Origin of the sequence: Acetobacter persici (assembly GCF_018256955.1) — a bacterium.
GTDB lineage: Bacteria > Pseudomonadota > Alphaproteobacteria > Acetobacterales > Acetobacteraceae > Acetobacter > Acetobacter persici.
In genome coordinates this window covers 133,208-156,093 of sequence record NZ_JAERKU010000005.1, presented here as the reverse complement: position 1 = coordinate 156,093, position 22,886 = coordinate 133,208, and the positions used below count along the sequence as shown (strand labels likewise).

At 58.9% G+C, this 22,886-nt stretch carries 19 protein-coding genes; 10 read left to right on the top strand and 9 right to left on the bottom strand.

The features are described from left to right. Positions 1 to 64 precede the first annotated feature (64 nt). The 4 genes from hisC to JK199_RS08185 all read left to right on the top strand — a co-directional run bounded on the left by hisC (position 65) and on the right by JK199_RS08185 (position 4,398). Positions 65 to 1,132 carry a histidinol-phosphate transaminase gene (gene hisC / locus JK199_RS08200; protein ID WP_212375098.1) on the top strand — a complete coding sequence of 356 codons (1,068 nt, stop codon included), beginning with the start codon at positions 65 to 67 and terminating at the stop codon, positions 1,130 to 1,132. Positions 1,133 to 1,310: 178 nt separating this feature from the next. Next, positions 1,311 to 1,583: a hypothetical protein gene (locus JK199_RS08195; RefSeq protein WP_212375096.1), complete on the top strand. Its 273-nt coding sequence runs from the start codon at positions 1,311 to 1,313 to the stop codon at positions 1,581 to 1,583. Between the two features lie 145 nt (positions 1,584 to 1,728). Further along, positions 1,729 to 2,787 carry a transporter gene (locus JK199_RS08190; protein ID WP_025825690.1) on the top strand — a complete coding sequence of 353 codons (1,059 nt, stop codon included), beginning with the start codon at positions 1,729 to 1,731 and terminating at the stop codon, positions 2,785 to 2,787. A 255-nt stretch (positions 2,788 to 3,042) separates the two neighbouring features. After that, positions 3,043 to 4,398 carry an inorganic phosphate transporter gene (locus JK199_RS08185; RefSeq protein ID WP_086654670.1) on the top strand — a complete coding sequence of 452 codons (1,356 nt, stop codon included), beginning with the start codon at positions 3,043 to 3,045 and terminating at the stop codon, positions 4,396 to 4,398. 127 nt (positions 4,399 to 4,525) lie between these two features. Here the strand turns inward: JK199_RS08185 and JK199_RS08180 are convergent, their stop codons facing one another. From JK199_RS08180 to JK199_RS08170, 3 genes are all read right to left on the bottom strand, one after another. Beyond that, on the bottom strand, positions 4,526 to 4,861 hold the full coding sequence (locus JK199_RS08180) for a YnfA family protein (protein ID WP_212375094.1): 336 nt from the start codon (positions 4,859 to 4,861) through the stop codon (positions 4,526 to 4,528). Between the two features lie 90 nt (positions 4,862 to 4,951). Next, positions 4,952 to 5,800 carry an ABC transporter ATP-binding protein gene (locus JK199_RS08175; RefSeq protein WP_212375092.1) on the bottom strand — a complete coding sequence of 283 codons (849 nt, stop codon included), beginning with the start codon at positions 5,798 to 5,800 and terminating at the stop codon, positions 4,952 to 4,954. Next, positions 5,797 to 6,648 carry an ABC transporter permease gene (locus tag JK199_RS08170; protein WP_212375089.1) on the bottom strand — a complete coding sequence of 284 codons (852 nt, stop codon included), beginning with the start codon at positions 6,646 to 6,648 and terminating at the stop codon, positions 5,797 to 5,799. The genes JK199_RS08175 and JK199_RS08170 overlap by 4 nt, the downstream gene beginning before the upstream one ends. A gap of 228 nt (positions 6,649 to 6,876) precedes the next feature. Between JK199_RS08170 and JK199_RS08165 the strand changes: the two genes are divergently transcribed. Both JK199_RS08165 and JK199_RS15765 read left to right on the top strand, forming a co-directional pair. Continuing rightward, positions 6,877 to 8,322 carry a lytic transglycosylase domain-containing protein gene (locus JK199_RS08165; RefSeq protein WP_212375087.1) on the top strand — a complete coding sequence of 482 codons (1,446 nt, stop codon included), beginning with the start codon at positions 6,877 to 6,879 and terminating at the stop codon, positions 8,320 to 8,322. A 307-nt stretch (positions 8,323 to 8,629) separates the two neighbouring features. Continuing rightward, positions 8,630 to 10,093 carry a hypothetical protein gene (locus JK199_RS15765; RefSeq protein WP_244984997.1) on the top strand — a complete coding sequence of 488 codons (1,464 nt, stop codon included), beginning with the start codon at positions 8,630 to 8,632 and terminating at the stop codon, positions 10,091 to 10,093. 65 nt (positions 10,094 to 10,158) lie between these two features. Here JK199_RS15765 and JK199_RS08155 read toward each other — a convergent pair whose 3' ends face one another. From JK199_RS08155 to rfaD, 5 genes are all read right to left on the bottom strand, one after another. After that, positions 10,159 to 11,118 carry a hypothetical protein gene (locus JK199_RS08155; RefSeq protein WP_212375085.1) on the bottom strand — a complete coding sequence of 320 codons (960 nt, stop codon included), beginning with the start codon at positions 11,116 to 11,118 and terminating at the stop codon, positions 10,159 to 10,161. Then, positions 11,115 to 11,915 carry a peptidoglycan editing factor PgeF gene (gene pgeF, locus JK199_RS08150; protein ID WP_212375083.1) on the bottom strand — a complete coding sequence of 267 codons (801 nt, stop codon included), beginning with the start codon at positions 11,913 to 11,915 and terminating at the stop codon, positions 11,115 to 11,117. Before pgeF ends, JK199_RS08155 begins: the two co-directional genes overlap by 4 nt. Further along, positions 11,912 to 12,994 (bottom strand): class I SAM-dependent methyltransferase, encoded by a 1,083-nt coding sequence (locus tag JK199_RS08145; RefSeq protein WP_212375081.1) that lies wholly within the window; start codon positions 12,992 to 12,994, stop codon positions 11,912 to 11,914. The genes pgeF and JK199_RS08145 overlap by 4 nt, the downstream gene beginning before the upstream one ends. A 13-nt stretch (positions 12,995 to 13,007) precedes the next feature. After that, positions 13,008 to 13,856, bottom strand: coding sequence for a prolipoprotein diacylglyceryl transferase (gene lgt, locus JK199_RS08140; RefSeq protein WP_086654623.1), 849 nt, complete (start codon positions 13,854 to 13,856; stop codon positions 13,008 to 13,010). Positions 13,857 to 13,944: 88 nt separating this feature from the next. After that, positions 13,945 to 14,925, bottom strand: coding sequence for an ADP-glyceromanno-heptose 6-epimerase (gene rfaD / locus JK199_RS08135; protein WP_077930998.1), 981 nt, complete (start codon positions 14,923 to 14,925; stop codon positions 13,945 to 13,947). A 195-nt stretch (positions 14,926 to 15,120) separates the two neighbouring features. On the opposite strand from rfaD, the gene JK199_RS08130 reads away from it, so the two are divergent. From JK199_RS08130 to JK199_RS08115, 4 genes are all read left to right on the top strand, one after another. Beyond that, entirely contained in the window at positions 15,121 to 15,714 is a 594-nt protein-coding gene (locus tag JK199_RS08130) for a LemA family protein (protein ID WP_077930999.1), read from the top strand. Between the two features lie 26 nt (positions 15,715 to 15,740). Then, positions 15,741 to 16,688 carry a TPM domain-containing protein gene (locus JK199_RS08125; protein WP_212375079.1) on the top strand — a complete coding sequence of 316 codons (948 nt, stop codon included), beginning with the start codon at positions 15,741 to 15,743 and terminating at the stop codon, positions 16,686 to 16,688. 80 nt (positions 16,689 to 16,768) lie between these two features. Next, positions 16,769 to 17,071: a putative quinol monooxygenase gene (locus JK199_RS08120; protein WP_212375077.1), complete on the top strand. Its 303-nt coding sequence runs from the start codon at positions 16,769 to 16,771 to the stop codon at positions 17,069 to 17,071. Positions 17,072 to 17,440: 369 nt separating this feature from the next. Continuing rightward, positions 17,441 to 20,587 (top strand): TonB-dependent receptor domain-containing protein, encoded by a 3,147-nt coding sequence (locus JK199_RS08115; RefSeq protein ID WP_212375076.1) that lies wholly within the window; start codon positions 17,441 to 17,443, stop codon positions 20,585 to 20,587. A 695-nt stretch (positions 20,588 to 21,282) separates the two neighbouring features. On the opposite strand, the gene JK199_RS08110 is transcribed toward JK199_RS08115, so the two are convergent. Then, positions 21,283 to 22,881: an L-lactate permease gene (locus tag JK199_RS08110; protein ID WP_077931003.1), complete on the bottom strand. Its 1,599-nt coding sequence runs from the start codon at positions 22,879 to 22,881 to the stop codon at positions 21,283 to 21,285. Positions 22,882 to 22,886: the final 5 nt, after the last annotated feature.

Genomic DNA, 22,886 nt, shown 5'->3' with positions numbered 1-22,886 from the left:
ATCAGTTAGGGGTTAAGGCAGTTCCGTCCGGGGCTGCCTTTTCTTTTTGCGGATGTTTTCAGCCATGAGCCGTTTCTGGAGTCCTCTTGTTCATCGCCTGACGCCTTATGTGCCGGGTGAGCAGCCTAAAATGGCGGACCTGATCAAGCTGAACACCAATGAATCCCCCTACGGGCCATCCCCCCGCGCGCTGGAGGCCATGAAGGCGGCGGCGGATGACAGCATGCGCCTGTACCCGGACCCGGAAGCCACCCGCCTGCGCACCGTGCTGGCTGAGCGCGTGGGGCTGAAGGCGGAAAACGTGTTCGTCGGCAACGGCTCGGATGAAGTGCTGGCCCACGCTTTTCAGGCCTTTTTTGCGCATGGTGAGCCGATCCTGTTCGCGGATGTCACTTACAGTTTTTATAAGGTCTATTGCGGCCTGTATGACCTGCCGTATCGCCTCGTGCCGCTCAATGAGGAGATGGGCATTGAGGTTGCTGATTACGCGGGCCCATGCAGCGGCGTGGTGCTGGCTAACCCCAACGCCCCGACGGGCATCGGGCTGGATCTGAATGATGTCCGCCGCCTGCTGGACATGCACCCGGACCGGGTTGTGCTGGTGGATGAAGCCTATGTGGATTTCGGCGCGGAAAGTGCTGTGGCACTGGTGAAGGACTATCCGAATCTTCTGGTGGTGCAGACCTTTTCCAAATCCCGCGCGCTGGCCGGGGCGCGGGTGGGGTTTGCCTTTGCGCAGCCTGAGCTGATTGAGGGGCTGACCCGCGTGAAGGACAGCTTCAATTCCTACCCGCTGGACCGCATCGCGCAGGCCGGGGCCACCGCGGCCGTGGAGGATGAAAGCTGGTTTCTGGACAGTGTACAAAAGGTGATCACCACCCGTAAAACGCTGTCTGCAAAGCTGGCGGCTCTGGGCTTCAAGGTCTTGCCTTCACAGGCAAATTTTGTCTATGTTCACCATGCTGACCGCGATGCTGCGGAACTGGCGGCAGACCTGCGGGAACGCGCCATTATCGTCCGGCATCTGCGCGGTGTGCGCACATCCTCGTGGCTGCGGATCACGGTTGGAACGGACCAGCAGTGCGAGATGCTTCTCTCAGCCCTGCGGGACATCCTCCTCCGCAACCGCTGAAGACGGCGTCCCGGCAGGCTTTGAGCCTGCCAGACGGGTTTTTGTGCGTACTTTACATAAAAAATAGTGTTTTTCCCGCTTGTCCGGCTCTTTTTGCCGGAGGAGCGGGCGTGTGTCTGTGTGCTCTGGCAGCCTGTGGCTGCTGAAGGGCAGTTAGAATATTCAAGGGAGAAAACCCATGCGTGCCTTTCATGGTCAGATGTCAGACAACCAGCCCATCCGCCGCAGCCTGCCGGAAAAGCAGAAACAACTGCGGGACCTGAAGGAAACGCTGGCTGCCATGAAATCTCACACCTCTCCGGCCCTGCGGGAGAGCGTGCGCAAGCGGATTGCGCAGCTTGAGGCGGAAATTACCGCCGCACCGCTGCTCAAACCCACCCGTAAACCCGCCGCAAACCCGCGAGCCGGGGGCGATGCCCGTCGTCCGACCCGCCCGGTGCGCCCGCGCTGAGGGCGTTGCCAGCCTAACGGAGCCTTGGTCCTGTAAGACTGCTGTGATATGAAGCGGACCAAGTTTGCGGCGACCGGCCGTGGACAGGTGCGCTTCCTTACGGGACAGGCAACGATCGCCCTTTCGGGACACAGGGAGTTCAGTGATGGCCGGAACAGCCTCCTCCACTTTGCCTGAGCCAATCTCGGAAGGCGGTACGCTGCTGCGTGATGGCCTGATCTGGGCCATTTTCTGCCGCCCCGGGCATGAGCCGGTGGAGCTAGAGCGTGAGGTTGTTACCCAGCGCCTGCTCACCGGGGCGTTTCCGCCGGAACTGGCGGAAACGGACGGGTGGGCATGGTTCCACTTTGATATTGTCCACACCCTCTCCCGCACCCAGATTGAAAGCATTCCCTCCCTGCCGGAAGAAGTGCGGCAGGTGCTGACCAACCTTGAGCGCAGTATCCGTCTGGACAGCGAGGACGAGACGGTTTTTGGCGCGCTTCCCGCCTTTGATGACACCACAACGGATGATGACCGCAATGTCAGCACATGGCGGTTCGCCCTCCAGCCGGATTTGCTGGTCACAACCCGCCGTCATCCGATTCCCGCCCTTGGCGTGGTGTTTCATGAACTCCGGCGCGGCCTTGTGCCGCGCTCCCCCGCCAATCTGGTAGACCGCGCGCTGCTGGAGTTTGCCGATACGCTGCGGCGGGACTTCGCCCGGCTGGATGACCAGCTCGACCGTGCGGAAGATGTCCTGCTGATGCTGGACCGTGATACTGATCTGGGCCGCATGAGCGGTCTGCTTGGCCTTGTGCGCCGCCGGTCTACGGAACTGCGACGCGTGCTGGCCCCGGTGGACCGTATTTTCCGGGATGAAGAGCTGGAACTGCCGGAATGGGCGGAAGATGACCTGCGAGACCGCTCCCAGCGGCAGGTTCACGCCGCACTGGATGACCTTCTGGCCCTGCAGGACCGCGCGCGCTCCCTGCAGGATGAACTCACATCCAATCAGGCGGAAGAAACCAACCACCGGCTGTATATCGTCTCCGTCGGCACGACGTTGATGCTGCCCGCCACGTTTGTCACCGGCTTTTTCGGCATGAACACCGGGGGCATGTTCCTCACGGACGGATCATGGGGCACGGTGGAAGCGGGTGGCCTGTGCTTTGCCATCATGCTGGGCACATGGGTGCTGCTGAAGTTCACGCGTCTGCTTTAAAACCGTGCGTAATCGCCTGCTTCTGAGTCGGTGATGGATGCAGCCTGACCCTCTGGGTGGAAGACTGCAAAACAAAGGTAAAGATCCTGAATCTATTTAATTTTCAGGGTCGGCCCGGCAGGTCCGCAACAGGGATGCGGAAAGAAAAACGCAAGATGAAGACAGTTAAGGTTTTGTGAAATTCTTTGTTAGGCCGGTGAAAAAAATAAAAAACTGGTCTTAATGCGACTCAGTGCAACACAGGTACTGGTTCCCATGCTCCATTTTGCTCCGTATTCGGTGCTTTCCATTCTGGCGCTGACCACATGCTTTCTGCTGGTCTGCGTTTTTGAATTTGTTAACGGTTTTCATGATACGGCCAACGCCGTAGCAACGGTTATTTACACCCATTCCCTCAAGCCGCGCGTGGCTGTGATCTGGTCCGGCCTGATGAACTTCATCGGCGTGCTGGCCGGGGGCATCAGCGTGGCATACGGGTTGGTGGAACTGCTGCCAGCCGATGTGCTGTCTCCCCCCAACGGAGACCCTGCCGTCCCGATGCTGATCGCACTGTTCGGCACGGCTCTGGCATGGAACCTGTTTACCTGGTGGTTCGGTATCCCCAATTCCAGTTCCCATTGCGTTATTGGTGCGCTGATTGGCGTGGCAATTGGGGATGCGTTCCTGCATACGCGCGGGCTGGGCAACAGTGTTGACTGGTCCCAGATCTGGAAGGTGCTGCGTGCACTGGCCATCTCCCCCATTCTGGGGCTGATCGGGGCAGGTGGCCTGTATTTTATCCTGAAGCATCTGGTGAAGGACCCGGAACTATATCAGCCGCCGCAGGGTGAAAAACCCCCGCATGGCTGGGTGCGCGGTCTGCTGATCCTCACCTGCACAGGCGTCAGCTTCTCGCACGGCAGCAACGATGGTCAGAAAAGTATCGGCCTGATCATGCTGACCATTATCGGCATCCTGCCGGCTACGTTTGCCCTCAGCCCGAATGCTGGCTCCCATATTCCGCAGATTGCCCCGCAGGCGGTTATCGCTGCCCCCCTGCTGCAAAAATATGATCATGACGGCCTGCGGGATGAAGCGCTGGCTTCTGTCGAGCGCCTTCAGGCGACCGACCCCACCAAAGTTGTGGCCTCTCAGCTGCGCGCCGATATTTATGAAGTTCTGGCAGGTCTGAAGTCTGTTGCGTCCAATGCGGAGGCTTCCGCTGCCGAGAAGAAAAGCGCCAAAGATATCAGCGGTGCCCTGCGCCCGACCGTGGAATATGCCCCCTGGTGGGTGCGTCTGCTGAGCGCTCTGTGCCTCGGCCTTGGCACCATGATCGGCTATAAGCGCATTGTGCATACGCTGGGTGAGAAGATTGGGAACACGCACCTCACCCCCGCACAGGGCGCTTCAGCCGAACTGGTTGGCGCGGGCCTGATTGCCACAGCGGGTTATACCGGCCTGCCGGTCTCTACCACCCACATCATCACGGCCGGTATTGCCGGGACCATGCTGGGCTCTGGCAGCGGCATCAACCCGAAGATGCTGACCAAAATTGCTCTGGCATGGATCTTCACGCTGCCCATTACCATCACTATCGCAGCGACGCTGTTTTACGTCATTAGCATGTAAACGGTGTGCGTCCTGCCCGGGCTTCTATGCGCGGGCAGGGGGCGGAATACAGAAAGCTCAGGCTTTTTGATCACAGGGCGGGACAGGCAGCACTCTGCCGGTCCCGCCTTTTTTATTGTCTGTCTGCTCAGGCGCCTCGCGGGGCCAGCAGAATGAGGGACGCCCCCGCCAGACATACCAGCGCCCCCAGAATTTCCCATTTATCCGGCATGCGGCCTTCCACCACCCGCATCCAGACCAGTGATGCGGTGATATAAACGCCGCCATAGGCCGCATAGGCCCGGCTTGCGGAATCAGACTCAATACGGGTGAGCAGAAGTGCGAACAGGATCAGGCTGACAAGGCCGGGCAGGAGCAGCCATGCGGAGCGGCCTTCCTTCAGCCAGAGCCAGACCGCAAAGCATCCGGCAATTTCTGCAAAACCGGCCGCCAGATAAATCAGAAAAGGTTTCAGTAAAAGCACGGCCTGCCTCACGCTGTGGCTGCAAGAGCCGTCAACTTTACAGGGTGCCTGTGGTGGCAGCAATCATCCGGCCTTTACCGGCCCCGGCGTTCAGGCCTGAGCGTCCGGCACCTGCATGTCCACGCGGTAAGCGGCCAGCACATCGCCCGTCGGGCCATCCATACGGATCTGCCCGCCTTCCAGCCAGATCAGCCGGGTGCACCATTCTTCCAGCACGTCCAGCGCGTGGGAGGTGATCACCAGAATATCCGTATTGTTCACCACGGAAGACAGGCGTTTTTCCGCCCGCTCCCGGAAGTGGAAATCGCCGGCCATAAACCATTCATCCATCAGCAGGATCTGCGGGGTAATGGCCGTGGCCAGACCAAAGCCCAGACGCACAATCATGCCGGAAGAATAGAGCCGCACCGGCAGGTCTAAAAACGTATCAAGCTGGGCAAAGTCTTCCACATCCCGCTCAAGCTGATGGATCTGTGCGGTGCTCAGCCCTTTGTGGCGGCCCATCAGGGTAATGTTTTCACGCCCCGTCAGCTCCGGGTTCATGCCGGAATTAACGTCCAGCAGGGCCGCAACCTGTCCGCGAATATGCACATTGGGGGCATCCGGCATGTAGATGCCCGCCATCACCCGCAGCAGGGTGGATTTGCCAGCACCATTATGGCCAATCAGCCCGACACGTTCCCCGGCCCGGATTTCGACAGACACATTCTCCAGCGCCTGCACATAAACCGGCCCGCCATCCGCACGGTTCATGCGGACTTCCCCGCCCGTGCGCAGGCTGCGGGAACTGGCGAGAGCCGCTTTGCCACGCTTGAACAGCATCTTTTTCAGGGACCGTGCGCCACCATGAAAAATCGGGAATTCCAGAGAGAGAGCCCGGATGCTGATGGAGGAGGTGCCGGGGGCGACGCGCCCGGCGTCAAAAACAGAACCGCTCATACCCAGAACGCCAGTTTGCTGCGGGAGCGGGAAAAGACAAACAGGGCTAGCAGGCAGAAAAACACGCTGATCCCCCCGGCAATCAGCCAGGAGGTCGCGGTGGGGATCTGCCCCAGAAAGGGCCTGCGCACAATTTCCAGCAGGGAATAGAAGGGGTTGAAATACAGCCACCAGGCATGGGCACCGACCTGCTTGGGCTCCCAGATAATGGGGGTGATGTAGAAGATAATCTGCATCACGCTGCCAACAATGGGCGGAATATCACGGAAGCGCGCACACGCGCAGCCCAGCAGAAGGCAGAGGGCCACGCTATCCACCAGCCAGACCAGAAGGGCAGGCAGCGCCAGCACGACGTCCGCTCCCGGCGAGATACCAAAAATCAGAAAAACCGCGACCGGCACGACCAGATTATAGCTGAACACAATCCCGCAGCGCATCATGGTCCGCAGGGCCTGCACGGTGTAGGGCATGTTGACGGAACGCAGCGTTTCCGTGGCGCGGGTAAAGGTGGAACAGCTTTCCAGAATTAAGGCGGAAAGACCTGTCTGCCATAGAATTATCGAAATTGAGAGGTACGGGAGGTAGTCTCTCAGAACAAGATGAAACAGCTGGGAATAGATCAACCCCATGGAGCCGATCATGACCGCCGTTGTCAGTGTCAGCCAGAACGGCCCCAGTGTGGACCCGCTGAATTGCAGCCTGATATCCAGCCAGCCCAGCGTTGCGGCCAGACGCCACAGCCGGAAGCCATCCGTAATGTCCTTGCAGGCCATCACGATGCGCGAGCGCGTGCGTGGTGCTGAGTCCAGCAGGCGGGTGTGTTCAGAAGAACCGGAACTGACCATCATGCTTTCTCGCCTATCCGATCACGCCGCCGCCCGCAACTCCCGCCCGCTTTGGCAGAGCTCCGGCCCGCGCGGGCCGGCTCGCCGGACGTGTGGCGGGAGCAGGGATGATGTGTTGCATGAGAGAGGCTGGCGTTATAGAGACTTAGAGAAGATTCTTTCCATATACTCTCAGGAGAATCCCCGGCTGGCCCGTGGTGCCTCCTCACGTGGGCAGGGCGGATATACCCGATGACATCCAGACGACCCCCCTTGCGGTTTTATCAGTCCCTTGCTCCCCGGTGGCGTAAGGCCCTGCGTCGTGCGGCAAAAACCTCTCCGGCCCTTGGCCTGCTCGGGCTGCTGGCCGCCTGTGCGGGGCAGCCCGGCACTGATGGCTCTCCGTCCATTCCGGTCGCGGAAGAAGCCGCGCAGTACCGTGCCCATGCCCGTTCCTACTACGCTCCGCCCGGCCCGCCGGAAGATCCGTGGGGACCGTATATTCAGGAAGCATCCAAACGGTTTGACGTGCCGGAAGAGTGGGTCCGTGCTGTCATGCAGCAGGAATCCGGTGGGCGGCTGTTCCATAACGGCCAGTTTGTCACCTCCGCGCCGGGGGCCATGGGGCTGATGCAGCTTATGCCCCCCACATATGACTCTCTGCGTTATGCCTATAATCTGGGGGATGACGCGTTTGACCCGCATGATAACATCATGGCGGGCACGGCCTATATCCGGCAGATGTATGACGTTTATGGCTCACCCGGCTTTCTGGCAGCCTATAACGCTGGTCCGGGGCGGCTTGAGGATTTCCTGACGCGCAACCGCACCCTGCCGCGTGAAACCCGGAATTATGTGGCCTCCATCGGCCGACGTATCGTTGGCATCTGGCCCGCCAACCGCTCACAGGCGGATATGCTGGTGGCCAGCCATGACAGTATGGCCATGGCCTACCAGCCGGTGCAGTCCAACACGGAAACCAGTTCGGTCCGCACGGCCTGGCAGCGCAAGCAGTCCGGCCTGCCTGCGGATAGCCAGCCGGTGCAGGTGGCGCAGGCGGCGGAAAGTAACGGCACAGATACGCCGTCCTACGGGGCGGACTGGCATCCTGTGGCGCGTGCTTCTGCGTCTTCCACGCGGAGTGACGTCAGTTCTGTCTGGGCACAGCGCATGGCCAAAGCGGGTGCGGTCTCTGTCCCTGCGTCTGAAGCGCCGGTGCAGGTGGCGCAGGCGGTGGATGCTTCTGAACCGGTTGAAGATGCGGCGGATAAAACGCAGTCCGAGCCTGCCTCTCCCACGGTCTCTTCCCCCATTATTCCGACGCAGGCGCATGTGCTGCGTGTCGCCGCCGTAACCCCGGCCGCCACACCCAGCCGTGGCCGGTCATTCCATCTGGTCTCCCCCGCAATGGCGGAACCTGCTCCGTTGCTGAGCAAAAAAGCCCGTGCGCAGGAACCGCGCAACTGGGCCATTCAGGTCGGGGCGTTCAATACCGCGTCCATGGCGCAGCAGGCCACGGGGCAGGCCCGTAATCAGGCTACACTGTCCGGCGCCAAAGCGCAGGTTGCGGCTGTGCAGGTCAAAAAAGGCCGCCTCTATCGCGCCCGCCTGACCAACCTGTCCCACACAGATGCGGTCGCCGCCTGCCGCCGCCTGAGCGGGTGCGTGATTGTCTCCCCGGATTCTTCCCGCTCCTGACGTTAGAGCGAAGTTCTTTTCCGTAGACGGTAAAAAAGACCAGTCCTGATCCTTTTGGGTTTCAGGGCTGGTCTTTTTTTGTGGGTCAAAAAATGACTCTGCCTCTTTGTAAAAGTGGGCGTTTTTTCTTCAAAAAAGAAAGCTTTTCACGGTGGGAGCCTGTATGGGGATGCCACAAAGGACCGTGTTAGTCGAAAAGGGTTGAGTGGATATCATGGGTGATAAAGGGCGTCATGTCTGGGCCAGAGATTTACAGTCACTGATATCTGGAAGAAATCGCATCCTACTCTTTGCGCTTGTTTCTTTTTTGATATTTCTTGTGCAGGTATTTTACGGATTTGGATATCATGCCTTTGGGGATGAATCCGGACATGATATTGGCGGCTGGGCGATTGAAAACGGGGATATTCTCTACCGCGACTATATCGACGCCCATGGTCCTCTGGTCTTTTTCGTAACATGGCTGTTGGGAAAGGTTGTTGGATATCACTACGCCTTTCTGTTTCGCCTGAATGCCCTCTTTATCACCCTGATTTCTGCAACCGGGCTGTATTTTGTGAGCAGCGCGGCCTCATGGCGGGAGCGTTTGCTTTCCCCAGCACTCTTTCTTGGTCTGTTAGGTCCGGTCTGGATCGTGCAGGCTCTGAATATGAACGGGTATTGGATTTTTGGCGGAAATCTGACGGTTCTTGCCTGCTCTTTGCTTGTTGTTCCTGCTCTTCTGGATAAACCGGTGCAAAAATGGGCGGCTGCTGCGGGCGGCGCGGCTCTGGTCCTTTTGCCCTTTGTGGCTTATTCTTTTCTTCCGGTTACGGCGCTTTTTACCTTATCTCTTCTGGCTGTATTGTGTCGCCGGACAGCAAAGCTGAATAGAAAAGACGCTCTCTACAGCCTTCTGGGTGCAGCAGGCGCGCTGGGGATTTTTCTTTTGTGGATGCTGCTCTATGCAGATCTCAAAGGCTTTATTGTTTACCATTTTATTAACAATCAATTTTATTATGCGCATTATATTCCCTTCGGGTTTGCCGCTGTTTTCAAAAGCCTTCGGCCTTCGCTTCTCCCGGCTAATCTGGTCCAGACACTTGCGGTCTGCTCCCTGCTGCTCGGAAGCCTGATTCTTCTCGTCAGGACCCGTTATAAAATCGCAGGGCTTATCGCTATAGCAGGTCTTTTGTCTCTGGATGCGCGGGGCGGTACAACATTTCAGAATGGTACGTTTGTGGTCGCGGCATTAGGGTTTGTCGCCCAGATGGTGCCCTATTGGCTGAATGAATCCAGATACAAATTAAGTACAGTTTCCGCTCTTCTGGTCGTATGTTCCCTACTGGTCGGCCTGCATGCTGTTTCCACCCCCTTTGGGGAAGATTATGTACAACGCAAACAGGCAGGTTTTCATCCTTTTAAGAAAAGCGATAACCTGATTGACCAGAAAATCCGTGAATACGCGCATCCTGATGAACGTATTCTGGTTATTCCCTATAATCCAAACGTCTATATTGAGGCCGACCGGCTTCCCATCAAAAAATATCATGCCTATCTGCCCTGGGAGGCGGATTATGCAAAAAGTCCTGTCGCGGGGTATGAACGCGATATTTGTGTTGATCTTCCTAAAAATCCCCCGCCAGTCATTTATTTTGATAACTGGACCGTATGGGGAATCTGGAAGCCGGAAAACTTCATGGGCTGTGTCGTCCAGCTTTTACAGACGCAGTATACGCTGCTGCCCGGTATTCCTGACGTTTATGTGCGGAAGGACCGCCTAAAGCAGTAATGTCTCTCTCATGAGCAGAAACGAGGCACGGTCGTGCCTCGTATGTTCAGATCTTCGAGACTGTTTCAGCTTTTCTGTTTTTCTCCGGCGGCTTTCCCAGCTCCAGCCCCAGTTCCCGGGGGCGGCAACGGTGCGTTGTCACGCCCGGAATAGCGGTCGATAATCTGGCGGATGGCCCCGGCGGCTTCCTGTGCGGCCACTACGGCAATGTCACCCCAGTAGCCATCCAGTGAGTGCGCCTCAATATCGTGCAACTGGGTGGCGGCTCCGGCTTCCTTCCCGCTCTTGTCCGTTACACGCCAGACAATTTCAATATGCTGCTGCGGGTGGCCCGTGGTGCCTGCCGGGCCGGGGGTCAGTCTGACCGTTGTCGCGACGGTAAAATCCACGTTTTCTGTCGTGTTCTGGAGCGTGTAGGCCGTATTGCGGAAGGAGGCGGCAAAGGCTCGGCTGAGCGAGATATTGCCGTCACCCGGTGCTCCCGTCACACCTTTAAAGTAAACACGCGCAGCGCGATGCTTCAGGCTGTGCGGGTCTTTTTCCATATCGTCCGCCTGAATACCTGTCAGCACGGAGGCCACTTTGGGAGCGGCATCCTGTGCGGCAAGGCTCAGAGTCGCGGGGTCCGCAGCTGTCCAGAGCGCGGCCTGAAGCGGCTCGCCTTCCTGCGTGGCGCGCACTTCATTTTTCGGGGTCATGACCATATAGACCGGCACAATCTGGTCCCCTCGCTGGTCAGCCCGCATTTTCAGCCACCAGTCTCCGGGGCGGACGGGTTGTGCCATGGCGGGAATGGTCTGTTGCAGCAGTTCGGCCGCTACATCCTTGCTCCACAGTCTGGCAGCGTCAGGCGAGAGCCGGCTATCGGTCGGGACAGGAATATCCAGCCGGGAGGGCGGGGCATTGGCGGCCAGTCGCGCGCCTTCCTTGCCGGGGTCAGAAAAAGGATGCGGCATGTCAATGCAGCCGCTCAGCAGGATCAGGCCCGAGAGGGGAAGGGCCGTGTGGCGGAAAAAACCGCTCATCCGTTCTGCGCTCCTGTCGCAATGACTGAAATCTGGTGCCCGATTGGCCCACCACCGGCCAGCGTGCGCCGCCGGTGGCTGAAGAACCGGGCCTCATCCGCCCGCGTGTCCACGCCAAGGGCCGCCACCTGCCCGATCCCGGCGCGTTCCAGCCGGAACACGCACCAGCCTGCCAGATCAAACTGATAATGGCCCGGCTTGCCGGGGGTGAAAAACCGGGCGGCCTGTGGGTCGGCCGAGGTAATGGCGGCGTGCATGTCCTCGCCTGTTTCGTAGCTTTCCTGCGCAATACAGGGGCCAACGACGGCGCGGATTTCTGCCGGATTTTCGCCAAGAGCCTGCATGGCCTCCAGCGTGGCTTCCAGAACCCCGGCCAGCGCGCCGCGCCAGCTCGCATGGGCCGCGCCCACGGTCCTGCCGTCTTTTGAGGTAAACAGAACCGGGGCGCAGTCCGCCGTAATCACACCCAGCGCAACATCGGGCAGGCGTGTGACCATCGCATCCGCCTGCTCACCCTCTCCCGGGGCCCAGGGCGTTTCCACCGTTATCACGCGGGGGCAGTGGATCTGGGTCACACCCAGCAGCTTTTCCGGTGCAACACCCAGACAGGCAGCCACGCGGCGGCGGTTTTCCGCCAGACTGGCCGGATCATCCCCCGAGCGGGTTGAGCAGTTCAGGCTGGCATACGGTCCGGTGGATACGCCGCCTTCCCGCGTAAAAAACCCGTGCCGCGCGGGGGCCAGAAGGGGGCTGGTCAGGGGGGATGGGCGCGTTGAAGCGGTCTGGCCGGATGTCATTCAGCCGGTCCTTTCATAAAGCCGGGGGGCATGGGGAGTAAGGGGGAGGTCAGGGCCATCACCCGGAAAAGATGCCCCATCTTTTCCGGTGCGGCCAGTCTGTCCGCGCCGCTGCGCAGAGCGTCCGCGTCCTGCGGGCTGGCATGGGCGGCAAGCTGCTCCGTGCGTTCCATCAGCCCTAAAGCACGCAAAAACGCCCCTTGTGTGACAGCGCCCCAGATGGTCGCTCCCGCCTGCCGGGCAGCGGCGGCAAAAGCGGTAAAATCCACATGGGCGGTCAGGTCGGCCTCTCCTGCTGCGTCTAGAGGTCTGGCAGGGCGGGCGTGGCGCAGGGCTTGCAGAGAATCCCCGGTTAGGCTGGAGTTATGGCCGTAATCCAGAAAGAGGGCAGCGCCCGGCGTGTGCGCAAAACGCTGCCCGAGCAGGCGGCCGACGTCCAGTGCGGGTTCACACAGTTCCACCACGCAGTCCGGGTCCAGCGCGCGGCCATCTGGTAGCTCGGGAGCCGGGCAGGGTACGCAGCAAAAGGCGGCATCCTGCACATAATGTTCCAGCCAGCCTGCGGGTGTGTGCAGAAACTGGCGAATGGGCAGAGCATCCAGAAATTCATTGGCAACCAGAATCAGCGGGCCACCCGGCAGACTGTCCAGCCCGGTATGCCAGACTGGCGCAAGCCCCGGCACACGGGCTGCGAATGGCGCCAGCGCCTTTGCCTGCGCCTCCCGCATCAGAGGGGAGGTTTCAACCAGATGCACCTCAAGCGCGTGTGCAAAGGTCGGCACGCGGGCGGTAATCAGCCGGAGCATGTCGGCCATCAGCGTGCCGCGCCCCGGCCCGGCTTCGGCAAGAATTACACGGCTGGGGCAGCCCATACTGGCCCACACAGTCGCGGCCCATGCGCCCAGAAGTTCCCCGAAAACCTGAGAGATTTCCGGTGCGGTAATAAAGTCACTCAGCAGAGGATGCGTCGCGTAATACCGGGCATTGGCCCGCGCCATAAAATGGTCCAGCCGCTCCGGCCCTGCCGGGGGTGCTGAGGGAGCGGGTGAGGATCGCGGATCGGGCGGGTACGTGGGCATGACGCGTGCCTCTTCAGGCCCCGGCGTCTGGCGCGGGGGCCGGGTCCGGCAGGCCGGTATAAACCGGGCTGCGGCGGGCATGCAGCATCAGCGCCACACCGGCGGCCAGCATGGGGACGCACAATACCTGCCCCATGGTCACCCCGCCGGGCAGGAAGCCCAGAAACGCATCCGGTTCCCGGAAAAATTCGCAAAAGCTGCGCGCGCAGGCATAGCCCGCCAGAAACAGCCCGGCCAGAAAGCCCGGACGTTCCCGCACGCTCTGCCTGCGGGAGACAAGAAACATGACACTGAAGAGCAGCAACCCTTCCGTCAGTGCTTCATACAGTTCGGACGGGTGGCGGGGAATGGGCCCGGCATTGGGGAAGATCATCGCCCAGGGCAGGCTGGCGGGGGCTTCCCGCCCCCATAGTTCCCCATTGATAAAGTTGGCAATACGCCCCAGCCCCAGCCCGACCGGCACAGCCACCGTCACACGGTCCGCAAAGGCCAGAAAATTGATCTTGTTGCGCCAGGCAAACAGCGCCATGGCCACAATCACGCCCAGCGCACCGCCGTGGAAGGACATGCCACCCTTCCAGACCTGCAGGATACTCAGCGGATGCGTCAGATAATAGCCCGGCTGATAAAACAGCACATAACCCAGCCGGCCGCCCAGTAGCACACCAAGCGTCACCCAGCCGAGAAAATCATCCGCCTGTTCCGTTGTGGCGGCGCGGGGGGCAAGCGGCACCAGCCTGCGAAGAAGGGAAACCCCCAGCACAATGCCCACAATGTAGGACAGCGCATACCACCGGATGGCCAGCGGCCCCAGATGCACCAGCACCGGGTCAAATTGCGGGAAGAGAAGAACTGGCAGCATGCAGGGTCCTGTGGGGGCGAAAGATCAGAGGGCTGTCAGGCGGAAAAACCCGGCCGTACAACAGATTTAAGTGGGTCAGCAGGCGGACTCAGAGATACGGGTTCTCCGTTGCCAGATAGTTTTGCACATACTGGCGGATGCCGTCTTCCAGCGTGGTAAACGTGCCTGTATAGCCCGCCGCCCGCAGGCGCGTGAGGTCCGCCTGCGTGTAGGACTGATACTGCCCGCGCAGGCTGTCCGGCATGGCAATAAATTCGACGCGGCGGGGGCAGCCTGCGGCGTCACACACCGCATGGGCCAGATCCAGATAGGACCGGGCAACGCCGCTGCCGCAGTTGAAAAGCCCGGAGACGGAGGGCGTGTCATACAGCCAGAGCATGACGTCCACCACGTCGCCCACCCAGATAAAGTCCCGCATCTGCTGGCCATCGGCAATGTCCGGGCGGTCGGAGCGGAAGAGACGGGCCGGGTTGCCCGCTTTTACCTCATCATACTTCACCTTCACCACAGAGATCATCTTGCCTTTGTGGTATTCATTCGGGCCGTAGACGTTAAAGAACTTCAGCCCGGCCCATTGCGGGGGCTGCGGGGCGTGCTTCTTCAGCCCGGCCATCACATGCTGGTCAAATGTGTGTTTGGACCAGCCATAGAGGTTGAGCGGGGTCAGCCGGTCCAGCGTCGCCGGATCATCCGAGAACAGTTCCGGCCTGTCGGCGGCGCCATAGGTCGCGGCGGAGGAGGCATAGATAAAGCGGGTGTCCGTGCGGGCACACCAGTCCCATAGAGTCTGGGTCAGGGCGACATTGGTCCGCCAGACAAGGTCGGCGTCCCGTGCCGTGGTCTCGCTGATCGCGCCCATATGGAACACGGCGTCCACTTTCGGGCCGGTGGCCAAAAACGCCTCCAGCTCTTCCGGCGCGATAACGCGGGAGGGGGCATGGGCTGCCAGATTCCGCCATTTCAGGTCAGACCCCAGCCAGTCCACCACCACGGTTTCCACGCCACGCTGTGCGAGGGAAGCCTGAAGGCATGAGCCAATGAAACCGGCGCCACCGGTGATGATAATCATGGGCGGGAATTATAAAGAACGCGGCCTCTCCCTCCAAGATGTGAGACGGATTTTCCCCTGTTCTTTTTACTATGCAGGAAATATTTCGCATCTGACGGATGTTTTCGCGTAAAGAGAAGCAACACACAGAACCGTGAGGGGGTATAGGCTCCTCTGGAATGGATCTGTTCTGATGCGTTTACCAAGGATTTCCTGATGAAGAAGCTTCTCATCCCTGCGATTCTGATTGTTGGCCTTCTGGCCATTTTCGGGTCCAGCTATAACCGCTTCATGGCGGCGGACCAGAATGTGCTGGAGCAGACGGGCCAGTTGCAGAACGAGGTACAGCGCCAGTCTGACCTGATCCCCAATCTGGTCAACACCGTAAAGGGCTATGCCACGCATGAGCATGACACCCTGACAGACTATGCCGCCGCCCGTTCCGGTGAAACGCCGCTGAGCCGGATTGACCCGCGCACGGTAGACAACGCCACCCTCCAGCAGAAAATTCTGGAAGCCCAGACCCGCAACGCCAAGGAAATCAGCGCGATTAACGCCGTTGTGGAACAGTCTCCGCAGTTGCAGGCCAATCAGGACTTCACGCGCCTGATGGTGCAGCTTGAAGGCTCCCAGAACCGCATTACGGTGGCGCGCCAGCGTTTGCAGCAGGCTATTCTGTCTTATAACCAGACGGTCATGCACTTCCCCGGTAATCTGGTGGCAGGCATCATGGGGTACCATGCGCGCGTCTATTATCAGGCCACGCCGGAAGCCCAGACCCCGCCGGTTGTTGATTTCTCCAAACACTGAAAACCAGCGCGTAGAGGCATAACAGCATGCGGCAGGATCATCCCGTGTTCCGCTGGCCAGAAGGGGGCGGGCTGCGGCGCGCCTTTCGTGTCCGTCTGTTCGGGCTGGTGGCCCTTCTGGGGCTGGTCCTGTTTGGGGTGGCACCTGCCCCGTTTGCCTCGGCCGATGCGCGCGCAGAGGCCCCCGTAGACAATGGCGTGCTGCTGCGCCAGTGGGTGACGGATCCGCAAAGCGTTCTCTCTGCGGATGAGAACGCGGCCCTGTCCCACAAACTGTTCCAGCTTTCCCAGACGCTCCCCGGTAATCCGCAGATTCTGGTCTCTCTGCCCGGCCATGTGGATGATATCAGCCTGTATGCCAATGAGGCCTTCCACAAGACCGGCATTGGCAAAAAGGGCGTGGATAACGGCCTGCTGGTGGTGCTGGATATCCCCGACCGTCAGTCCCGCATTGAGGTCGGGTACGGGCTGGAAGGCGTGCTGACTGACCTGCAAACGCATGACATTCTGCAAGCCGCCAGACCCGACCTTCAGGCGGGCCATTATGCGCAGGCTGTCAATGGTATTGTAGACGCTCTGGCGGATGTGCTGGCGCATGCTGACCCGGCCGATATCGGCGGGACTGCGGCTGCCAGCCAGCAGCCGGATTCCCGGACCGATGCTCTGGAGGCCCTGACGGGTCTGGTCGTGCTGGGCCTGCTGTTTGTCCTCCTGCCTGTCTGGCTGATCCGCCGTGCGCGTCGCCGTGCAGCCCTGTATCCGGGGGGCTATGTGCCGCCGGACGTGCAGGCCGAGCGGAGTGCTAAATGGAGCTTTTTCCTGAATCTCGGCCTCAATATCCTGTCCGCCATTCTGCAAAGTCGTGGCGGCGGGCGTGGAGGCGGTGGCGGCTCCTTTGGCGGGGGCGGAAACGGCGGCGGCTTTAGCGGCGGCGGTGGAGATTCCGGCGGCGGTGGCTCACAGAGTTCCTGGTAAAAGGGGCTGACTTTTAGCCCCATCGTCTTACACTGAGCCTGCTCTGAAAATTAAGACCGACCTGAGTGGAGGAGAAACCCATGAGTGAAGAAATTACCGTCGTTGCTTTTCTGAAAGCCAAACCGGGTGCGGAGCAGCAGGTGGCGGACGCCATGAAGGCCTGTATCGCCCCGACGCTGACGGAAGAGAGCAACCTGTCCTACGTGCCGCAGCAGGATCAGGATGACCCGCAGACATTTGTGTTTGTGGAACGCTGGACCAGCCGTCAGGGCCTGAATGACCATATGGAAACCCCGCACTTCAAAACGCTGATCGCCAGCGTGCAGGGCCTTCTGGAAGCGCCTCCCGCCGTACATGTGCTGAAGCCGCTGGCCGCGCTCTGACACTCCACCAGTTCTGACCGCTTCAAAAACCGGGAAGGCCTTACGGCTCTCCCGGTTTTTTTGTGCCTGCCTACCAACCTGCCTGCCTGTTTGCGCCCTGTGCGAAACGCATATCCGATTCGGGGGGAACGCAACCCTTAAAGCGTATACGATATCTGATAAAAGCAGGTTTGGTATGATAAAAATGCATAGCTTTCGTTTCACGTATGACGTGAAAGAGGCGAAGTGTGTCAGAAATGTATCATTTCAGATGCAAAATATTGCACAGTTCTATTTTGGGGCTTTCGGTTTCGGGGCAAAAACGATTTTAAAAGTATTACGACTTTTATAAAAAATGTTTCACGCTTCTCCATGTTGGGATCAGATTTGATGGCGCACGGACATCGCAAGCTTGTAAAACGAGGTTTTTCTAAAAAAGACCGTGCTTCCCTGTCTTTTTCACTGCTCTATGTTGTGCCTGTTCTCGCCGCGGGTTTTCCCGTTCTGGCTCAGGCGGCGCAGGGTGCCTCTGCTACGGCACAGGTCACTCCGTCTCATGCCAAGGCAGCTAAAAAAACAGCAGCCCGGACCAAGGCTGTTAAAACATCCGCTCCCGTTGCAGCACCGGTCTCTGCGCCTGCGGCTACAGGCGCGGTACCTCTGAGTGCATCCCAGACCAAAACCGCCCGCGCCGCTCTGGCTCAGGCCAACACGTCTGCGACGGAAGCGGGCAAGCCGGAAAGCGTTACGGTTCTCGGGTCACTTTTTAAAGACCCCAACCTTAAAAGCATGTCGCCCATTACGCATATTTCGCGTCAGGATATGCAGCGCCGCGGCTTTGCCAACGTGACGGACGCTTTGCAGTCCCTCTCGTCCAACGGCGCCGGGACCCTCTCAAACGCCTTCTCTGCAAATGGCGCGTTTGCTGGCGGTGCGTCTGCTCCGTCTCTGCGTGGCCTTTCAACCGATTCAACACTGGTGCTGATGGACGGCATGCGTCTGTCTTACTATCCGTTGTCTGATGACGGTGAACGCAACTTTGTTGATACCAACTGGATGCCGTCTTCCATCATGGAATCTGTTGATACCATGGAAGACGCCGGATCATCTCTTTACGGTGCTGACGCGGTCGCAGGCGTTATCAATTACAACACCCGTAAAGAAATCAAAGGGTTTGAAGGCAACGCGGAAGGTGGTCTGGCACAGGGCGGTTTTGGTGGCCACCAGAAGCTGTACGCCACCTACGGCGTGGGTGATCTGCACCGCGATGGGTATAACTTCTACGTCAACTCTGAATATCAGCAGGATGACGCCATCTATAACCGTCAGCTTGGATATCCCTATAATACGTCAGACCTTTCCGGAATTGGCGGGATTAACGGCATCACAAACGTTTCTGATGGCGCAGGCAACATCAATAACTTTGGACCCACGCCTGTGGCGCTTGTCCGCCCCAGTAATGGTGGGACGAGTGGTGTCGGCGCCTGGCAGCTTGCCAATCAGTCCGCCGGGTGCGGAAAATACGGGTCTGTTGTGACGGGGGCCGTTGCGGGGGCTGCCGGCACCAGTCAGGCCTGCTCTCAGAATTCTGAGAATGATTACGGCCAGATTTCGCCGTCTCTGCGCCGTATCAGCGCCACGGCGCATCTGACAGTGGATGTCACGCCCCGGTCTCAGCTGACATCAATGTTCATGTATTCTCAGGCGCTGTCTGAATATACAGGCACATCTTATGCCGCGCGTGCACGCTCACAGTCCCGCAATGCGGATACGCTGAGCACTCCCATCCCGGTTACTCTGCCTGATGGTTCTCCCAACCCGAATAATACGTTGGGTGTGCCAGAACAGGTTTATTACACATTTGGTGATTTGCTTCCGACAACACAGCAGTTCAGCCAGAACTTCCGTGGTGCTGTGCGCTATAACGGCACGGCGGCTTCTCACTGGGGCTCAGACTGGAATTATGACGTCAACTTTACCGGCATGAACACCATGTTGCAGCAGACCATCACGGGTGCGCCAACAATTGCCGGTATCAAAAACGCCATTATCAACGGAACCTATAACTTCCTTGACCCGACGCAGAACAGTCAGGAAGTTCTGAATTCCATTGCGCCGAAAAACGTCATGAATGCCCGTTCTCAGGAATATTCGGGTGACATGCATGTGTCCAAAGGGCTGTTCCGCCTGCCCGGCGGTATGGCAAATCTCGCAATTGGCGGGAATATCCGGTACGAAGCTCTGAACGACCCGAGCGCCAACCCCTATGACCGCAATAACCCGGACGCACAGTATGTCGGGTATATCAACCCGTTTAACGCTGCTGGCAGCCGCTGGGTTGAAGCCGGGTACTGGGAACTGGGTCTGCCGTTCCACAAAATGGTACAGGCCGATATTTCCGGCCGGTATGACCATTACGCACAGGGGAGCGGGTTTGGCCGTTATTCTCCTAAAGCGGGCCTGTCCTTCACGCCGGTACGCCAGCTGACGCTGCGTGGCACGTTCTCCCGTGGCTTCCGTGTGCCCAGCTTTGCTGAAACCAACGGGATGAATGTTGCTTACACAACCTACAACGTGACCAACCAGAACTTCATCAACCAGCATCTGAACGCAAACGGCACGGCAAACAGCTATGCACAGGCTTACAGCCTTGGGCAGAATACGGCTGGTAACCCGAACCTGAAGCCGGAAATTTCAACCAACTTTACGGGGGCTGCTGTTATCCGCCCCACAGACTGGCTGAACTTCACATTTGGATATTACTACATCAAAAAGAGCAACTACATTGCACCGAACCCGCTTGGCGCTACGGCTATCGCCAATGCGTGGCTGAGCGGCGGGGATGCCGCTGTTCCAGCAGGCACCAGCGTCACGCCTGACGTGATCGATACCCAGAACCCCACAGGGCAGGTCCGCCCTTACATGGTTAATCTGGCCTATCTGAACACCCGCAGTCTGGTAACAGATGGTGTGGATATGAAGGTAAATGCCAATGTGCGTCTTCCGGGCTTCCTGCGGGATGTTCGCCTGATCAGCACGGGGCAGGCTACGTATGTTCGCTCCTTTAACCTTACTATGCCTGATGGTCAGGTGCAGCACTGGGCTGGTACTCTGGCACCGTATAACGCGGTTTCGGCTTCCGGCACGCCGCGCTGGCGCGCCAACTGGTCCAACACCTTTATCTGGAAAAACCTCTCTGTTACGCCGACGGTTTACTACACCAGCGGGTACAAGAACGTGGCAGAAGACACCAACGGTGTTGGTACCCGGAGCTGCGCTGATAGCGCTAACCTTCTGGTTGGCAGCGCCTATGCCCCGAGCAACCAGTGCCACATTAAAAACTGGTGGGATGTGGACCTGAACGTGACGTACCGTATCAACGACAGATGGCGCGTTTACACCACAGTGTATAACCTGCTGGGCTTCCGTGCCCCTGCCGATTACGGGACGTATGGCTCCTATCTTTATAACTCTTCATGGGCTGAAAAAGGTGCCATCATGCGCTCCTTCCAGTTTGGCGTAAACGTCACTCTGTAAGACAAGAAAAGAGAGTTTCCGGATGCCGTAAACAGTATCCGGTAATCTCTCCATCAGCGCAGACCTGCGGGGTCGCAAAGTTGCCAGAGGAAAGAGCCATCTTTCCTCTGGTTTTTTTATGGACCATTCAGGATGTTTTTTAATGCACACCCTGCCTGTCGCGAGGCTGCTCTGTGCAAACATCCCCTTTGCGTCCTGCGTCAAACGAAAAGACCCTGAGCGCACCCTGCTTACAGGTGTTTGTCAGGAGAGTGTCTTTCTCTTTTTGCGTAATTCTTTTGCGTAAAAATGATCGTGCCGATCGTCCTGCCAAGAGCAAGACAATCAGTTATTCACGCCCCACGCGGCCGGAATGAAGGAGTGAAGCAGCACGCTCTGCCAACTCCTTCACCACTAGCTTTGCACTGCGACTGTGCAGGATAGGAAGCTGCTGTGTGGTGGCTGGAGCTATCGAGGCGTTTGCTAAAGAGTATTTACTGCACAGGAAAGTTATCGTCAGGTTCAGTCAGGATACGGCCTGCACCCGACAGAGAGACGCCCCTGTGGCAGGTAGTCCTTTCTCGACCTCTCACAGTGTTTGATGATCTGTGTGATGGTCAGCAAAAAAGCCAGAGGAAAGAGATGTCTTCCCACTGGCTTTTTTATAGCCTTTCCGGGGTATCAGGCGGTGAGACCCCGGACGATGAAGAAGCAGATTACCGCATCACAAACTGCTGCACCGCCACCATGATGCCAAGGCAGATGGTCAGGAACAGGCTGTGTTTAAATGTGCGGGCCAGCACAACGCCTTCCTGCCCTTTGAGGGAGGTCACGGCCACCCCGGTGGTGATGTTCTGCGGGGAGATCATTTTCCCCATTACACCGCCGGAAGAGTTGGCGGAGGCAAACACCACAGGGTCCAGAGAAAGCTGATGCGCCGCCGCCACCTGAAGGTTGCCGAACAGGGCGTTGCCGGAGGTGTCGCTGCCTGTCAGGAATACGGCAATCCAGCCAAGGAATACGGACACAAACGGGAACAGGACCCCGGTAGACGCCACGGCGTAGCCCAGTGTGTAGGTCATGCCGGAATAGTTCATCAGAAACGCCAGACCAATCGTCAGCGCCACTGTGACGACGGCCAGCCAGCCCTGCCGTGCGGTCGTGACCAGCGCTGCCCAGATTTTACGCGGGGCAAGGCGGGTGAACAGGGCTGTCAGCAATGCAGAGAGCAGGATGGCTGTGCCAGTGCCCAGCGGCTCAAAGTTCCAGACCGCCGCATAGGGTTTCTGATACAGGGAGATAAAGACCTGATGGTCCAGCCCCGGCCATTTGATGGGCATAGCGCCAATTTTGGCAATGTGCAGCGCATCCCACACTACAACAACCAGAACAACCGTGATCCACGGAATCCAGCCCTGCCAGTGCGGACCGTTCCAGTCGCCCTCTTTGCGCGGAGCCTGTTGCAGAATGGCGGCGTCAATCGCATGCGCCGGGTCAGGCGTGGGCTGCCAGAGTTTCAGGAATACAATGGTCGCCAGAAGAGAAACGCAGGAGGAGAGCACGTTGGTCAGGCTGTATGTCACCCAGCTTGATGTGACCACCAGTGTCAGGGCAAAGCTGCCGCTGGCAACCACCAGCACCGGCCAGATCTGCCGCAGGGTGGACCAGCCCGCATACAGCACCATCACATAAAACGGGATGAAGAACGCAAACGGCGCAATCTGGTGGCCAATGGTCGCGCCCAGTGTATCAGCGGGCAGGCCGGTGATGGAGGCAAGCACGGTAATAGGGATCCCCAGTCCGCCGAAGGCCACCGGAGCGGAATTGAAAATCAGCACATAGGTCAGGGCTTCCAGCGCGGGAAAGCCGAGCATGATCAGCAGGGCGCTGGTAATGGCGACAGGCGTTCCAAACCCGGCCACTCCTTCCAGCGCTGCGCTGAAGCAGAAGCCCAGCACCACAAGCATAATGCGGCGGTCATTGGGCAGATGCGTGATGATCCATTGCCGGAAGGCATCAAACCTCCCGCTTTCCTTGGCAATGTTGAAAAGGAACAGCGCCGTAAGCGCAATCCACATAACCGGCAGGAAAGAAAAAATGACCCCGTTGCTGATACTGGCGACGGCCAGTGACGCTGGCAGCCCCCAGACAGTAAGAGCCATAATCACCCCGACAGTCAGTCCCCCCAGCGTGGCCTGCCACGCCGGCCTGCGCAGCACACCCATCAGAACCAGTGTCGTGAGAATGGGGGCGGCAGCAAGGATAAAGGAAAGAACCAGAGAGTGACCTGCGGGCACGAGAGGCTGAATAAACATGATCG

Bases quoted from the DNA above. Each gene is read 5' to 3' on its own strand.
- JK199_RS08125 (WP_212375079.1), top strand. From the start codon at position 15,741: ATGCGGCAGGATCATCCCGTGTTCCGCTGGCCAGAAGGGGGCGGGCTG.
- JK199_RS08175 (WP_212375092.1), bottom strand. From the start codon at position 5,800: ATGAGCGGTTCTGTTTTTGACGCCGGGCGCGTCGCCCCCGGCACCTCC.
- JK199_RS08115 (WP_212375076.1), top strand. From the start codon at position 17,441: ATGGCGCACGGACATCGCAAGCTTGTAAAACGAGGTTTTTCTAAAAAA.
- pgeF (WP_212375083.1), bottom strand. From the start codon at position 11,915: ATGACATCCGGCCAGACCGCTTCAACGCGCCCATCCCCCCTGACCAGC.
- JK199_RS08185 (WP_086654670.1), top strand. From the start codon at position 3,043: ATGCTCCATTTTGCTCCGTATTCGGTGCTTTCCATTCTGGCGCTGACC.
- JK199_RS08170 (WP_212375089.1), bottom strand. From the start codon at position 6,648: ATGATGGTCAGTTCCGGTTCTTCTGAACACACCCGCCTGCTGGACTCA.
- JK199_RS08165 (WP_212375087.1), top strand. From the start codon at position 6,877: ATGACATCCAGACGACCCCCCTTGCGGTTTTATCAGTCCCTTGCTCCC.
- JK199_RS08190 (WP_025825690.1), top strand. From the start codon at position 1,729: ATGGCCGGAACAGCCTCCTCCACTTTGCCTGAGCCAATCTCGGAAGGC.
- JK199_RS08110 (WP_077931003.1), bottom strand. From the start codon at position 22,881: ATGTTTATTCAGCCTCTCGTGCCCGCAGGTCACTCTCTGGTTCTTTCC.
- JK199_RS08155 (WP_212375085.1), bottom strand. From the start codon at position 11,118: ATGAGCGGTTTTTTCCGCCACACGGCCCTTCCCCTCTCGGGCCTGATC.
- JK199_RS08130 (WP_077930999.1), top strand. From the start codon at position 15,121: ATGAAGAAGCTTCTCATCCCTGCGATTCTGATTGTTGGCCTTCTGGCC.
- JK199_RS08195 (WP_212375096.1), top strand. From the start codon at position 1,311: ATGCGTGCCTTTCATGGTCAGATGTCAGACAACCAGCCCATCCGCCGC.
- lgt (WP_086654623.1), bottom strand. From the start codon at position 13,856: ATGCTGCCAGTTCTTCTCTTCCCGCAATTTGACCCGGTGCTGGTGCAT.
- JK199_RS08145 (WP_212375081.1), bottom strand. From the start codon at position 12,994: ATGCCCACGTACCCGCCCGATCCGCGATCCTCACCCGCTCCCTCAGCA.
- rfaD (WP_077930998.1), bottom strand. From the start codon at position 14,925: ATGATTATCATCACCGGTGGCGCCGGTTTCATTGGCTCATGCCTTCAG.
- JK199_RS08120 (WP_212375077.1), top strand. From the start codon at position 16,769: ATGAGTGAAGAAATTACCGTCGTTGCTTTTCTGAAAGCCAAACCGGGT.
- hisC (WP_212375098.1), top strand. From the start codon at position 65: ATGAGCCGTTTCTGGAGTCCTCTTGTTCATCGCCTGACGCCTTATGTG.